The sequence below is a fragment of the Paenibacillus sp. 2TAB23 genome (assembly GCF_052115165.1).
Taxonomy (GTDB): domain Bacteria; phylum Bacillota; class Bacilli; order Paenibacillales; family Paenibacillaceae; genus Pristimantibacillus.
Genome location: NZ_JBFRGD010000009.1, coordinates 227,802 through 241,689 on the forward strand (window position 1 = coordinate 227,802; position 13,888 = coordinate 241,689).

The following is a 13,888-nucleotide window of genomic DNA, read 5'->3' on the forward strand; positions in this document are numbered from 1 at the left end:
GGGAAGACTCCTTCATTATATTTTTTGATAGTATGCGCCAGTATTACATAAATATACAAAAAACAAGAAAACCCCCAATGGTTGATGGCAACCATTGAAGGTATTCTCAGAATTAACGATTAAGCCAAGGCTGATTTCCACGATTTTTCGTTTTATTTGGCCTTGCTGATACTGTCCGAATAACTGCCTTCTTCGTGTTTTTCCGCTGTACAACAATTTTCGCTGGTTTATCAAGCTCGGGCTCTGCCTGCTTTGCCGCATGTTGATCCGAACGGTTTCCTTTGCATCCACAATCCGCTTGATTGGCATCATTAGCACCTGCCGTTTGCGGCCAGCCTGGATATGGCGGATAGGCCGGATAGCCGTATCCATAGCCATACCCTCCATCATGCTGAGCTTGCGCCGGCATGACCATACCATGGCCGCCATAGCCATAACCATAATCCGGTTGCATACTTGATGGCGATACAAAGCCTTGGTTTGGCTGCATAGCGAGCGGTGACACCATTTCCTGGTTCGGATGCATCGCGAGCGGCGACACCATTCCCTGGTTCGGATGCATCGCGAGCGGCGACACCATTCCTTGGTTCGGCTGCATTGCTAGCGGCGACACCATTCCTTGATTCGGCTGCATTGCTAGCGGTGACACCATTCCTTGATTCGGCTGCATTGCTAGCGGTGACACCATTCCTTGATTCGGCTGCATTGCTAGCGGTGACACCATTCCTTGGTTTGGCTGCATCGCTAGCGGCGACACCATTCCTTGGTTTGGCTGCATCGCTAGCGGCGACACCATTCCTTGGTTTGGCTGCATCGCTAGCGGCGACACCATTCCTTGGTTTGGCATTGCCGAAGCTCCCGCCACCATTTGGCTGTTCTCACTTGCATTCTGCTGGAGCGGATTCACGCCAGGATAACCATACCCCCAGCCAGGTCCTGCTGCCATCGGCATCGTTGAAGGAGACGGATAACTGCCAACAAATACGGTGCCAGGAGGGCAGTCGAACGGCGCTTCATTACTTTCCCCAAGCGGACTCACCGTGCTGCCGAAAGGAACCGGCTGCTGCCAGCCGCCATAGCCGTAACCATGGCCAGTTTGCGCGGGCATTGCCATAGAATGGCCATAACCATATCCGCCATGTGAAGGCTGCTGATGGATCGGGGACACAGCTTCAGGCGCTTTTGGAAGATCGTATAATGACAATGCTTCGGTTGCAGGTATCCCATACTGCTTGAACAAATCGACATTCGGCTTATACTCCGAATGAATAGGCTGCAGCTTCTTTTCAACAGGCTTTTGAATCGGAAGCGCTTTTTTGGCCGGTTCTACCGCAGCTGCTTTTGGTGTTGGCAGCGGAGCAGGTTTCACTGGCTTTACAATAGGCGCCACTGGCTTCTGCTGAACGGGAGCCACGGGGGCGACAGGCGCTGGCGCTTCTGGTGCAACAGGTACTGGCGCGATTGGCGCCGTAGGCGTTTTGCCCGCAATCGGTCCCGTAGGTATTTTGCCAGTGATCGGAGCTGTAGACAGCTTTCCTACCCAGCCCTGCACGTTTTGCATTATCGATGTTGGATGCAGTGAACCTGCACCGCCGGTTCCTTGGCCCATGCCGTGGCCGGCACCATGCCCGTCAGTTCCGCCATGACCCGAATCGCTTACCTTAGGAATGTTAACAATCTCGCCGGTAAGCAGCACATTCGGGTTTTTAAGCTGCGGATTAGCCTTGATCATGTCAGCAAGCGGCACGCCCCAAGCCTTCGACAGCTTCCAAAGGGTATCCCCCTGCTTCACGATATGCTGATGCATGATGTCCATTCCGCCGCCTGAACCGCCCGTATGGCTTGAAGGTATTTTCAGCTTCATTCCTACCTCGATGACGTCCGGGTTCGTAATACCCGGGTTCAGCTTTAAAATCTCTTCGAGCGATACATTATACTTCTGGCCGATGGAGTATAAGCTGTCGCCCTTTTTTACAATATGGATTTTCACTCGCTGTTGCCCTCCTGTCACGTTCTGAATAACATGGCACTGCTTATGCCTATTATCAATCCTTACATCCTATGCAGAATATGGGCGAGTGTCTCCACTTTCACAAAAAAATAGTAAAAAAGCCGAGCCCACTCCTAAGAGTGAACTCGGCTTGCTGCTTTCTATGGCTGTTTCATGCTCTTTCACGCGTTCTTACTATTTTTTGAACTCAATAAAGCTTGGATAGCTTCCCAGCACGCGAACCTGGCAGCCGATTGCTTCAATTTCCTGCAGCGCGGAGGGCAGCAGAACCGTGTCGAGCGCCATGTCGATATCGATAAAGAAATAATAATTGCCTAGCTGTTTCTTTGTCGGACGCGACTCAATACGGGATAAGTTGATTTTTCGCCATGCAAAAGCTGCAAGCACTTGATGAAGCGCGCCTGGAAAATCCTCAGGCAGCGTAACCAATATGCTCGTTTTGAACTTATCAGATTGCCTAGCCGTGTAAGGCTCCGAACCGACAAGCAAAAACCGGGTATAGTTGTTGTCATGATCGGTAATCTCGCTAGCGATAACATCCAGCTTCTCATTCGCTGCCGCTGTCTTGGTACCAATCGCCGCCCAGCCGGCATTCGGATTGTTCTGCACGATTCGAACACCCTCGGCCGTACTGCTGACATGCTCCGTCACCGCGTGAGGAAGATTGGTTCGCAAAAACTGCAAGCACTGCGCGATCGCAACAGGATGGCTGATGACCTTCGTAATTTTCGAATAATCTATAGCACCCTCAGCACCCTGCGCCTCGGCTTGGCGACCGATTAAATTCTGGATGGATGGATAGACCCATTCTGCTTGTATCGGAATATCGACTTCATGCACAAGCCAATCCATATGTAAGCTCACAGAACCCTCTATCGTATTCTCGATCGGAATAATGCTGTACTCGCTAATTCCGTTAACTGTGGATAAAAACACATCCGAGATGAGTCTATGATGCTTCCAATCGATCTGCTCGCCGCCAAAAAAGTGCCTAGCTGCCTCATCCGATACTGAACCGGCAGGTAAAACCGCGATCGTTTTCATACCTACACTTCTCCTTTAATTCGTTCAGGAAGAGGAACCGCAGGCTGCTTCGCTATATCCTCAACCGTAATACGTGGGCCTTGAACGGCAGGCGCTAGCCATAACGTTCTAGCCTCAATGCCTTCCTGATTGAGCGTCTCCAGCAGAAACGGCTCCAAAGCATCCGTACCCTCTGCCTTGTCGTCAACAAAAGCAATCAGCGTCGGCCCCGCTCCGCTTAGCGCAGCGCCCAGCGCGCCATATTCAACCGCGCGCTCCAGAATCGTCGCCATGCCGGGAATCAGTGCTGCACGGTAAGGCTGGTGCAGCCTGTCCTTCATCGCATGGCGGATCATCCCAAGCTCGCCGCTTGCAAGCGCGGCGACAAGCAAAGAGCTGCGGCCGACATTGTACACCGCGTCGGCCATCGATAGCTGCGACGGCAGCGCATGGCGCGCTTTCTCCGTCGACAGCTGGAAGGCCGGGATCGCTACAAGCGTCTTCAGCCGTGGATCCGGCTCCAGACGGATATAGTCCGCTCGCTCCCCGTCCCAAGCAGAGACAACGATACCTCCGAACATAGATGCGCCTACATTGTCAGGATGGCCTTCTAAAGCCGTTGCCATCTGGAACAGCTTGTCGTCCGTCAAAGGGCTTCCGATTAGCGCATTCGCCGCTACGAGAGCTCCTACAATCGCTGATGCGCTGCTGCCTAGTCCGCGAGTCAGCGGAATGTCGCTGTGCATCGAAATCGACAGCTCAGGCACATGGACGCCCGCTTCTTTAAATACAAGCTGCGCCACTTTATAGATCAAATTCGACTTGTCTTTCGGCAAGCCCCGCATTTGATCGCCATAGAATTGGTATTCGGTTTGTTCACTGACACGGAGCTCAATCCATGCATATAGCGAGAGCGCCATTCCCAGCGTATCGAAGCCAGGACCCAAATTAGCCGTGCTTGCCGGTACTCTTACAATAACTCTGCGATTTTCCATGATCTTACCCTTCTACGCGGTATACGCTTTTCACTTTATGAACCACTTCAAGCGATTCGAAGGTAGCCAGTACTTTCTGAATAGCTGCTTTATTCGCGTCATGAGTAATAATGATAATTTCCGCTTCAGGATTAGACGGGGTCGGCTGCTGCAGTACAGACTCCAAGCTTACTTCGAAATCAGCGAATACCTGTGTAATCCGTGCCAGTACGCCAGCGCGGTCTGCTACTTTCAGAAGCAAGAAATATTTGGACGAAATCTGATCATCTGTCTTAAGCTTCTTCTCTTTATAGGCTAGGCTGCCTTGCATCCCGTTAACGCCTAGCTTCAGGTTTTTCACGACAGCAACCAAATCCGACACGATCGAGGTTGCAGTTGGAAGCTCACCGGCGCCTGCGCCGTAGAACATCGTCTCGCCAACCGCTTCGCCATACACATAAACCGCATTGAACACGCCGTTAACCGATGCTATCGGATGAGATTGCTTAACCATTGTCGGCTGTACGCTAATGCTGATTAGATCATCCTGACGCTCTGCGATACCTAGCAGCTTCACTTCGTAGCCTAGGCGCTTTGCATACAAGATATCCTCTTTCGTAACGGAAGATATGCCTTGAACCGACACGTCCTCAAGCGCTACATTGGCGCGGAAGCCGATCGTTGCAAGAATCGTCATTTTCCGGGCTGCGTCAAGACCTTCGACATCCGAAGTCGGATCAGACTCCGCATAGCCGAGCTCCTGAGCTTCCTTCAGCACATCCAGATAGGACGCACCCTCTTGGCTCATTTTTGTCAGAATGAAGTTTGTTGTACCGTTAACGATACCCATGATTTTGTTGATACGATCGGAAGAAAAACCTTCAACGAGCGTACGGATGATCGGAATGCCTCCGGCAACGCTTGCCTCATACATGATATCACAGCGATTCTCCTGTGCTTTTGCAAGAATTTCCGGACCATGCAGCGCCATTAAATCCTTATTCGCCGTTACAACATGCTTGCCAAGCGCTAGCGCTTCTAGAATGAATTCCTTCGTAAGTCCAATTCCGCCCATAACCTCAACGATTACGTCGATGTCGGGATGTCTAATGATATCCCAAGGATCCTCTGTAAGCTTATCCTGATCGATTGCGATATTGCGTGCTTTGTTTTTGTTTTGTACGAGAATCTTTTCAATGACGATCGGCGAGCCTACTTGGCTTGCAAGATCCTCCTGATGGCCTTCCACGATGCGAACGACGCCTGTTCCTACAGTTCCAAGACCTAATAAACCTACTTTAACCGGCTTCATATATACCCTCCATTATTCATTCTGTTATCCTTGTCCGATGACCGAAGCTTTACGTACGCCCGGCAGGCCGCGCAGCATATCGACCAGCGATGACAGTTCCCCGGAAAGCTGCGAAATATCGACTGATATGACAACGTTAGCGAAGCCTTGGAGCGGAATGGTCTGATTCATCGTCAGCACATTGCCCTCCAGAGACGCCACCGTGCTGAGCACGTTCGAGAGCATGCCGGAACGATGTTCCAAATCCATGGATATCGTGGCAATTCGCTCCCTCTCCAGCTCATTGAGCGCATAAACGCCATCTTTATACTTATAAAAGGCGCTTCGGCTAAGACCAGCCCGTTCAACCGCTTCGTGCACGGTTGCCGCTTCTCCCCGCCCCAGCATTTCCTTTACTTGTATTGTTTTCATTATCGCTTCCGGTAAAATATCCTCTCGAACGACATAATAGCGTTTACTCACTATACGTCCTCCTCAAAAAGACAATTGTTCATCTATAGTGGACATTATATCGAAATATTCGGTTTGGAGCAATAGGCAAATAAGAAAAGACGGCTTTCGCCGTCTTCTCTTGTTATTTAGGTTTTCTTTATTAGCCGTTCGGATTGTAGTCGCTGCCCTCGAAGAATTCAAAAGCAAAATCGCCGATTTGCACCATGTCGCCGTCCTTGGCACCCATTTTGCGAAGCTCGGCATCGACGCCCATCTTACGCATGGTACGCGCAAAGCGCATCACTGCGTCATAGGAGGTCAAATTCATCCGCTTCATGTATTTATCGATGCCTTCGCTAACGATAACATACACTTCATCTTCCTTATGAATCGTGAAGGTTGTTTCCTCACGCTTCTCGTACGTGTATACCTTACGCTCTGCAACATCCTTGACGTCCTCGATCTCAACTTCCTCGGAGATCGTATCGAGCACGTCAGCCGCTTTGTACAGCAGCTCCTGAATGCCTTGCTTCGTCAGTGAGGATATAGGCAGAATTTCATAATGACGGTCACCACTTGCCTCCGCAAGCTGCTGCTTGAACAATTCAAGCTGCTCGGCAGAGTCCGGCATGTCCATTTTGTTAGCTGCAATAATCTGCGGGCGATCTGCTAGCTTCTCGTTATACAGCACGAGCTCCTCGTTGATCTTCAGCCAATCATCGAATGGGTCGCGACCTTCGGAAGCAGACATATCGATGACATGAATAATGACCCGAGTCCGCTCTACGTGGCGAAGGAACTCATGGCCAAGGCCTACGCCTTCATGGGCACCTTCAATTAAACCAGGCAAATCCGCCATGACGAAGCTGCGGCTGTCTCCGACATCCACTACGCCGAGATTCGGCGTAATCGTCGTGAAATGATAAGCACCGATTTTAGGCTTGGCGCCAGAAACGACAGACAGCAGCGTTGACTTGCCCACGCTCGGGAAGCCGACTAGACCTACGTCAGCCATAACCTTAAGCTCCAGCACGACCCAGCGCTCTTGCCCTTCCTCTCCGTTCTCCGAAATATAAGGAGCCGGATTGTTCTGGGTTGCGAAGCGGATATTGCCGCGCCCGCCTCTTCCGCCTTTGGCGATTACGATCTTCTGTCCATGACGCGTCATGTCCGCAATAATTTCCTGCGTATCGTCATCGACAATTACGGTTCCCGGCGGGATTCGGACGATTGTATCCTCAGCGCCTGCGCCGTGCATGCTTTTCACTTTGCCGCGCTCGCCGCGGTTTGCTTTGAAATGCTTCTGGTAACGGAAATCCATAAGCGTGCGAAGCCCTTCGTCAACTTGAAAAATCAAGTCGCCGCCGCGGCCTCCGTCGCCACCGGCAGGTCCGCCCTGCTCGACATACTTCTCACGGCGGAAAGAAACGATTCCATCGCCTCCGTCGCCGCCTTTTACAAATATTTTCGCTTTATCGACAAACATGTTGTGCCCCCGTTCATGCGCGCATTTCCGCTCTCAGCAGCACCTTTGCGTACGGCTGCTCGAAGTTGACCGGCTGCATTGGCGCGCCTTCCAACTGCTGTTGTATTTTTTGCTTCCATTGCTGTTCATTCATTAACTCGCCATCGTAGAAAAACGTTGCGCTTAGCGCATCATTCTCAAGCGACAGCTCCAGCGTAAGAACAGCAGCATTACCATAGCCAGGCTTAGCCGCAAACCGATATGCGTTAATCGTATGAATGAGCGTTTCGGCTATTTGATCGGCATCTGCCGTTAATTCGTTTAAATGAATATCGCCTTTAATGACGAGCTGCAGCTCCAGCGTATTCGAAATGGTGCGAAAGGATTGAATGTAGCTGATCAGAGCCGGAACGCCCAACTTGGATATTTGGCTCTCCACAGCCATTCGCTCACTTATTTTCTCCACATACTCCGCAGCTTTATCCAGCTTTTTGAGCCTGATATAGCCAAATACCACTTGAAGGTCATTCATCCAGTCATGACGATGATGATTGAGAGTTCGTATGGCGGATCCTTGCAATGACAAGATTGTCCGTGCGGTCCGCTCCGCATGCTCTTTCCGTTCCGTTCGTATCCAGTAAGTTGCAACAGCTAGTAGCCAAACGAGAAAGACAGCAGTTAACCACACTTTAGTGGGCCAAATAAGTACTGCGGCACAAGGCAATATGACAGTGCCTGCCGCGTAATATTTCGCCGTTGTTAAGCGTCCCATCGATTAAACCTACTTTCATCGTATTTCCCGAAAACATAAGAAAGCATACCTTTTCCATATCCTTATCTTATATTTCTCCGGCAAAGCTAATTCAGCATATAGAGTGCGCCGATGGCGTTTTTACTTACTTATCCAGTATATCATGCGGTCGTCCCACGGTCATCAGCCTTGAAACAAAAAAACCCGGCCTAGCGATGCAGGCCGGGGCTTGGTGCATATATAAGGTTGTATTAAGCTTCTACTGCAGCAGCTACCGGAGCTAGAACAGCTGGATACACGCTCACTTTTTTGCGGTCGCGTCCCCAACGTTCGAACTTCACTACGCCTTCTACTTTTGCATAAAGCGTATCGTCTTTCCCGATGCCTACGTTAGTTCCTGGGTGAATTTTTGTTCCGCGTTGGCGAAACAAAATGCTTCCAGCCGAAACGGTTTGACCGTCAGCACGTTTAGCGCCAAGGCGCTTCGACTGCGAGTCACGTCCGTTCTTCGTGGAACCTACACCTTTCTTCGAAGCGAAAAGCTGAAGATTCAGTTTCAACATAGTTATTCCCTCCTTCTTAAAGGTTTGTGGTGCAAACCTGTTTCGGAAGCATGGACATTAAGGCTTGCGGAGCAAACCTACTTCGAAAGCTTACGCATTAAGAAGTTCATGAATGACGACATGCTTGCCGTATGATTTTGCGATAGTGTCAAGCATAACCGCCATCGATTCCAGCAGCAGCTGCATCCGGCCATCCGAAGCCTCGTCCGCCAGCGTCGGAATATCCGACGACAGCCAGCCGTTCTTCATCTTGGCAGGCAGCTCTTCTCCTGCTAAAGCTTCGATCGCGTTGACGGTACCTACCGAAACGGCCGATACTCCCGCACAAACAATGTCTTTGCCGGGCTTCGCATATTTAGCATGTCCTTCGACTGCGAATGATACGATACGTCTGTCAGCGGCTCTTCGTACAAAAGTAATGGTTATCATGGAAATCCCGCTTACGCTTGGATTTTCTCGATTGTTACTTTTGTGAACGGTTGACGATGACCTTGCTTACGACGGTAGTTCTTTTTGGCTTTGTATTTGTAAACGATGATTTTTTTGGATTTGCCTTGTTTCTCGACTTTACCTGTTACTGTAGCGCCGGATACAACCGGAGTTCCAGTTACAAGACCGTCACCTTTAGAAACCGCCAAAACACGATCAAACGTTACGCTTTCGCCTGCTTCAGAATCCAGTTTCTCGATGTAGATAACATCGCCTTCCTGAACTTTGTATTGCTTTCCGCCTGTTACGATGATTGCGAACATTGTTGGTGCACCTCCTTATTTTCGAAGACTCGCCTAATTCAGGTGGTCTGCAGCTTGCGCCGCATACGCTTGTATACCCAATCGGAGCGGTACTTGTACATCTCATTCCACTGAGGCACGAGACACACACCCAAAGAGTGTACCACACTATGCAAGCTATATCAATTGATCCTGCAAGAAAAACGACGATTTATTTAAAACAATTGAACAATTATACCTTTACTTTACTAGACAAACTCACCGCCCAGCACCGCTTGCCGTTCAAAAAAAGAAAAACCCGCAGCAATCGCGGGCTTAGTCAGTATACTATTCATTGGCCATTCATTGGCCTTACATCTTTTTTATTTATAATCACGCCACAGGAAGAGCATCGTTCAGTCAGCAAGTGTACGGCTGTTTCACGCGCCTTCTTGCGAGTCATCTCCATCAGCCCAAGCTTGGTCCAGCCGAGAATTGTACATTTCGTTTGGTCGCTCCGAGTCTTCTCCATCAGCCTGTGCATCACTTGCTCACGATGGTTGTCCAGTCCCATATCAATAAAATCAACGATAATAATGCCGCCTACATCTCTCACTCTCAGCAATCTCGCGATTTCATCCGCAGCTTCCATATTGGTATGAAATACGGTATCCTCAAGGCCCGAGGACCCAATAAACTTCCCCGTGTTGACATCGATAACCGTCAGCGCTTCCGTCTCTTCCCATATGAGGTGACCACCGCATTCCAGTGATATTTTGCGATCAAAGGCTTTTCTGACTTGATCTGTTACACGGTAAGCATCGAATAAGGACTGACCTTTCTTATGCTCATACCGTTTCAACCGCTTGCGAAGCTGAGGCGTCATCTCCTCAAGCAACGCGGATACCTCAGCAAACCGCTCGCCGTCATCTATCCAAATTTCATCCATATCCATCGTCAGTGTGTCGCGGACCGCTCTTCTTAATAAGCCAGCTTCACGGTGCAGCTCTGAAGGTACGGCTGCTTCTACACCTCGATCAACAATTTCCTGCCACAGCTCTCTGAGCTGTACAATATCGATATGAAGAGACAGCTCGCTCTCGCCGCCTGCAGCCGTGCGCAGTATAATGCCTTCCTCGCCTTGCCTCAGCTTTTCTCCGATGGCACGCAATCGTGCGCGATCGCCTTCTATGCTGATTTTTTTGGATACGCCCACATAATCAGCGGTTGGCATATACACAAGCCATCGGCCAGGCAGTGAGAAATGGGTGGTGACACGCGCGCCCTTGCCTCCGAGAGGCTCCTTCATCACCTGCACGATCAGCTCTTGTCCCGGTTTGACTAAATCCTGGATCATCGGCTTTAAAGCGGGCTGTTTTTCCAAATGCGGGTGAAGCAGCTCATCAATATACAAAAATGCATTTTTGGCTAATCCAATATTTATGAAGGCAGCCTGCATGCCCGGCAGCACATTAACCACTCGTCCTTTATATACATTGCCGACCAAGCTGCTAGCTTTGGTCTTTTCCATAAAAAAATCGATTAGGCGGCCGTTCGCAAGCACTGCGGTTTGCAGCATCTCACCCTGTACATGCATCAACATTTGCTTCATACCCGAGTATCACCTGCCAGTACGCTTTTCATCTATTTTAACTGAAAAGTTCCGACACTGCACGATTGGGATTATTTTCCGACAAACAGCCTTCGACAATTTTTTGTTCCGGCAGCACTTTTACTTCCTTGCTGCCTGCTTCAAGCATATAAATTAAATGATACCTTTCCCGTTGAAACAGTCTAGCAACTGAAATAATAGATTGCCGTCCGTTTACGATAATCGGGCTCGCAATATGGCCCTTCGAGAGCGCATGCAGCGATATGCGTTCGCGGTACATCAGGAAACGATAAAATAAAAAAGGAACGTTCCGGTAATACGTCCAATTGGTCATAACAAGAAAGATGCCAACGATAAGCAGGTTGAGCTGAATACCGCTGGTGCGCAGCAGCCATGGAAGCAGCGACGCTGCAATCATTAGCAGACTGAATAGCAGGCTGATACGAGCAGACCATAGCAGCATTTTGTAATAATTTACGGTATAGCTCAAAGCTGCCTGCAGCAGCTTGCCCCCGTCTAGCGGGTGTATGGGGAGCAGATTAAACAAGCAGATCATCAGATTCGCCTTCCATACGTAAGTCGCCCATTCAAGGTCCCACAGGCCAAGCTGCCCGCATGTCCACGCAGCCAATCCCATCCAAACATTTTGCAGCGGTCCTGCTATCGCCACGATCGCTTCTTCCTTAGCCGGCAGCCCGCCTGCCTCCTCTACCTCAACCACGCCGCCGAACGGAAGCAGCTTTACTTCCCGTACCGTCCATCCGTAGCCGAGCGCTACGAATACATGACCAAGCTCATGCACCAGTACGAGTAAAAATAAGGTTATGAGCTCGGCGAAGTACCCCGTCATGACCGATCCAAGCATAATGATGACAAATAGCGGATGAACCGACCATACGATACCTCTCCATTTAATCAATCGGTATCACGCCCACTGGATCGATATACTGATCATTCTGCTTCACTGCAAAATAGAGTAAGCTCGGCTGCGAGCCCTCTGACTTTAACAGCCTGCCGATCGGATCGCCGGCCTCTACCCAATCATTGACGCTCACCTCTGCTTTGCCAAGCAGCCCATATACGGTAACGCGCTGATTCGCGTGCTGGATGAGCACCGTAGAGCCCTTGCTATCATCCTTATCCGTCAGCAGCAGAACGCGTCCTGTCTCAGCAGCGACAACCTGCTCTTCTGATCCCCCTGCCAGCTCAATGCCGTTCAGCAGCTCTGCAAAGGTTCTAACCAAGGAGCTTCCCTCAAGCGGTGCCACAATCGGCAGCTTGACGGTTCCATCCGCACCAATCGCTGACTCGCTATTATCCTTGAATATCGGAATAAACGATGGAGCTCCAGCAAACGTATCCTTGTACCATGCGGCTGCTGCCGCAAAATCGATTTCATCGGTGAGCGCCTCTTTGACAAGCGCTTGTCCCTTAAGCGTGTACGTCGTATCATAATGGAACATAGTCCAGACTGCTCCAAAAAGCATAATGGCAATGGCCAGCTTCCATTTCAGCTCTTTGCGGAAGGAATGCTTGTTCTTTCCGAAATTCGGGTCTTTTTTATTCGTCAGATCCGGAGGCTTTACAAAGCTTTTGTTATCCATAAACCCTTTGTCGCCGCTCCAGCCCGCCCATGGGTTCGGATTCGTTTTCCAGACAACCTCCGGATCAAGCTCTTCTGTCTCGTCTGCCAAAAAATACATATGCTCTTCGCTAACCTTTTTCCGCATATCGAATTCCTCCCCGCTTCCATCGTCCTTGCGACAGCTTGTTTCTTTATACATGGATATGTGGGGAGAGAGACAAGTATGCGAACCTCCAAACGATAAAAAACTGCCCCGATACGGATCAAATCCGTCTCAGAAGCAGCTTTATCTGTAGCAAAGCCTTAATCGGCCAGCTCGTATTTTTCTTGATGCGCCTTGATGCTGAAAACAAGCCCTATCGATAGCATATTAAGCAAAAGCGATGTCCCGCCATAGCTTACAAAGGGCAGCGTAATTCCCGTTATCGGCATAATCCCAATCATCATTCCTATATTCTGAAACACCTGGAATACATACATGGACACAATGCCGATTACAATAAACGAAGCACGCAAATCATAACATTTGAAAGCGATTATAATCATTCGGTAGATGAGCAGGAAATAGAGCAGCAGGAGAATAGCCGAGCCTTGGAAACCGAATTCCTCGCCGATTACGACAAATATCGAGTCCGAATACGGATACGGAACGAAGCCTCCATTTTTCATATCCCCTTGCAAATAACCATCGCCGCTCAAACCGCCCGATCCGATCGCGATTTGCGCATTCTCTGATTGATGCTTGTCATTTGCAGTCGCAGTCTCTGGATTGATAAACGTGTTGATCCGCTTGTGCCAATGTCCCATGTCGTTGTCATTCAGGTAATCGTAGATTTCCTGATTGAATGTATTAAATAAGGAAACAAACAGCACAAGTCCGGCAACGACGACAGCAAGGCCCGCAATGACATGCGTATACTTTACGTTCCCAATCCATAGCATGCCGAGCACGATAACCAAGTAAATGATCGCATTTCCTAGGTCAGGCTGAATCATAACGAGCAAAAAGGGCAGAAACGAAAAGGCTGCAATCGGTAGCAGGTCTTTCATGAAGGTAAGGCGCTCGCCCTGTCTGCGGCCCATAATGTAGGCAATCCCGATGATGAGCACAATCTTGACGATCTCGGCTGGTTGAAAGGACATAGTGCCGAGCTTGAACCATCCTCTTGCGCCATTGATGACCGCACCGAAGAAATAGACAAGAATGAGCATGGTAACGCCGATACCATAGAGCACATGCCAGCTCTTAAGCACAATGCGGTAATCGAACAATGTTGCTGCGATAGCAATAAAAAAACCCATGCCGTAAAAGATAAGCTGTTTAACGTCCGAACCGGCATATTTGGGGAAGTTGGCAGTAGCGCTATGAATAACAACCGTGCTGATCACCATGAGGAATACTAAAATAATCAAAATTCCCCAATCCAGCTTTTTTAGTTTGTTAAGCAAA

General features: G+C 49.6%; 14 protein-coding genes and 1 other annotated feature. All 14 genes read right to left on the reverse strand.

The window, feature by feature from the left end:
* Window positions 1-112 precede the first annotated feature (112 nt).
* A complete protein-coding gene (locus AB4Z29_RS15400; RefSeq protein ID WP_441943919.1) occupies window positions 113-1,990 on the reverse strand; it encodes a LysM peptidoglycan-binding domain-containing protein in 1,878 nt (625 codons plus the stop codon).
* A gap of 195 nt (window positions 1,991-2,185) precedes the next feature.
* Entirely contained in the window at window positions 2,186-3,055 is an 870-nt protein-coding gene (gene pheA / locus AB4Z29_RS15405) for a prephenate dehydratase (RefSeq protein WP_441943920.1), read from the reverse strand.
* A 2-nt stretch (window positions 3,056-3,057) separates the two neighbouring features.
* A complete protein-coding gene (gene thrB / locus AB4Z29_RS15410) occupies window positions 3,058-4,029 on the reverse strand; it encodes a homoserine kinase (RefSeq protein WP_441943921.1) in 972 nt (323 codons plus the stop codon).
* A 4-nt stretch (window positions 4,030-4,033) separates the two neighbouring features.
* Window positions 4,034-5,320, reverse strand: coding sequence for a homoserine dehydrogenase (locus AB4Z29_RS15415; protein WP_441943922.1), 1,287 nt, complete (start codon window positions 5,318-5,320; stop codon window positions 4,034-4,036).
* A 24-nt stretch (window positions 5,321-5,344) separates the two neighbouring features.
* Window positions 5,345-5,782, reverse strand: a complete 438-nt coding sequence (locus AB4Z29_RS15420; RefSeq protein WP_441943923.1) for an ACT domain-containing protein — start codon at window positions 5,780-5,782, stop codon at window positions 5,345-5,347.
* Between the two features lie 130 nt (window positions 5,783-5,912).
* A complete protein-coding gene (gene obgE / locus AB4Z29_RS15425) occupies window positions 5,913-7,238 on the reverse strand; it encodes a GTPase ObgE (protein ID WP_441943924.1) in 1,326 nt (441 codons plus the stop codon).
* A 13-nt stretch (window positions 7,239-7,251) separates the two neighbouring features.
* Window positions 7,252-7,989, reverse strand: coding sequence for a Spo0B domain-containing protein (locus AB4Z29_RS15430; RefSeq protein WP_441943925.1), 738 nt, complete (start codon window positions 7,987-7,989; stop codon window positions 7,252-7,254).
* A 230-nt stretch (window positions 7,990-8,219) separates the two neighbouring features.
* Entirely contained in the window at window positions 8,220-8,531 is a 312-nt protein-coding gene (gene rpmA, locus AB4Z29_RS15435; RefSeq protein ID WP_053374800.1) for a 50S ribosomal protein L27, read from the reverse strand.
* A gap of 90 nt (window positions 8,532-8,621) precedes the next feature.
* Entirely contained in the window at window positions 8,622-8,960 is a 339-nt protein-coding gene (locus AB4Z29_RS15440; protein ID WP_183557684.1) for a ribosomal-processing cysteine protease Prp, read from the reverse strand.
* An 11-nt stretch (window positions 8,961-8,971) separates the two neighbouring features.
* Complete coding sequence (rplU, locus tag AB4Z29_RS15445; protein ID WP_138752392.1) at window positions 8,972-9,283, reverse strand: 50S ribosomal protein L21; 312 nt, start codon at window positions 9,281-9,283, stop codon at window positions 8,972-8,974.
* 15 nt (window positions 9,284-9,298) lie between these two features.
* Window positions 9,299-9,388: a sequence feature (ribosomal protein L21 leader region), on the reverse strand.
* A 205-nt stretch (window positions 9,389-9,593) separates the two neighbouring features.
* Complete coding sequence (locus AB4Z29_RS15450) at window positions 9,594-10,853, reverse strand: Rne/Rng family ribonuclease (protein WP_441943926.1); 1,260 nt, start codon at window positions 10,851-10,853, stop codon at window positions 9,594-9,596.
* 37 nt (window positions 10,854-10,890) lie between these two features.
* Window positions 10,891-11,772, reverse strand: coding sequence for a M50 family metallopeptidase (locus AB4Z29_RS15455; protein WP_441943927.1), 882 nt, complete (start codon window positions 11,770-11,772; stop codon window positions 10,891-10,893).
* A complete protein-coding gene (locus tag AB4Z29_RS15460; protein WP_441943928.1) occupies window positions 11,765-12,583 on the reverse strand; it encodes a peptidoglycan DD-metalloendopeptidase family protein in 819 nt (272 codons plus the stop codon). The genes AB4Z29_RS15455 and AB4Z29_RS15460 overlap by 8 nt, the downstream gene beginning before the upstream one ends.
* Before the next feature lie 158 nt (window positions 12,584-12,741).
* Window positions 12,742-13,887: an FtsW/RodA/SpoVE family cell cycle protein gene (locus tag AB4Z29_RS15465; protein WP_441943929.1), complete on the reverse strand. Its 1,146-nt coding sequence runs from the start codon at window positions 13,885-13,887 to the stop codon at window positions 12,742-12,744.
* Window position 13,888 lies beyond the last annotated feature (1 nt).

What these genes read in the sequence shown, in the direction of transcription:
- AB4Z29_RS15415 (WP_441943922.1), bottom strand. Translation starts at nt 5,320, where the DNA reads ATGAAGCCGGTTAAAGTAGGTTTATTAGGTCTTGGAACTGTAGGAACA.
- rpmA (WP_053374800.1), bottom strand. Translation starts at nt 8,531, where the DNA reads ATGTTGAAACTGAATCTTCAGCTTTTCGCTTCGAAGAAAGGTGTAGGT.
- rplU (WP_138752392.1), bottom strand. Translation starts at nt 9,283, where the DNA reads ATGTTCGCAATCATCGTAACAGGCGGAAAGCAATACAAAGTTCAGGAA.
- AB4Z29_RS15460 (WP_441943928.1), bottom strand. Translation starts at nt 12,583, where the DNA reads ATGCGGAAAAAGGTTAGCGAAGAGCATATGTATTTTTTGGCAGACGAG.
- obgE (WP_441943924.1), bottom strand. Translation starts at nt 7,238, where the DNA reads ATGTTTGTCGATAAAGCGAAAATATTTGTAAAAGGCGGCGACGGAGGC.
- AB4Z29_RS15430 (WP_441943925.1), bottom strand. Translation starts at nt 7,989, where the DNA reads ATGGGACGCTTAACAACGGCGAAATATTACGCGGCAGGCACTGTCATA.
- thrB (WP_441943921.1), bottom strand. Translation starts at nt 4,029, where the DNA reads ATGGAAAATCGCAGAGTTATTGTAAGAGTACCGGCAAGCACGGCTAAT.
- AB4Z29_RS15450 (WP_441943926.1), bottom strand. Translation starts at nt 10,853, where the DNA reads ATGAAGCAAATGTTGATGCATGTACAGGGTGAGATGCTGCAAACCGCA.
- AB4Z29_RS15440 (WP_183557684.1), bottom strand. Translation starts at nt 8,960, where the DNA reads ATGATAACCATTACTTTTGTACGAAGAGCCGCTGACAGACGTATCGTA.
- pheA (WP_441943920.1), bottom strand. Translation starts at nt 3,055, where the DNA reads ATGAAAACGATCGCGGTTTTACCTGCCGGTTCAGTATCGGATGAGGCA.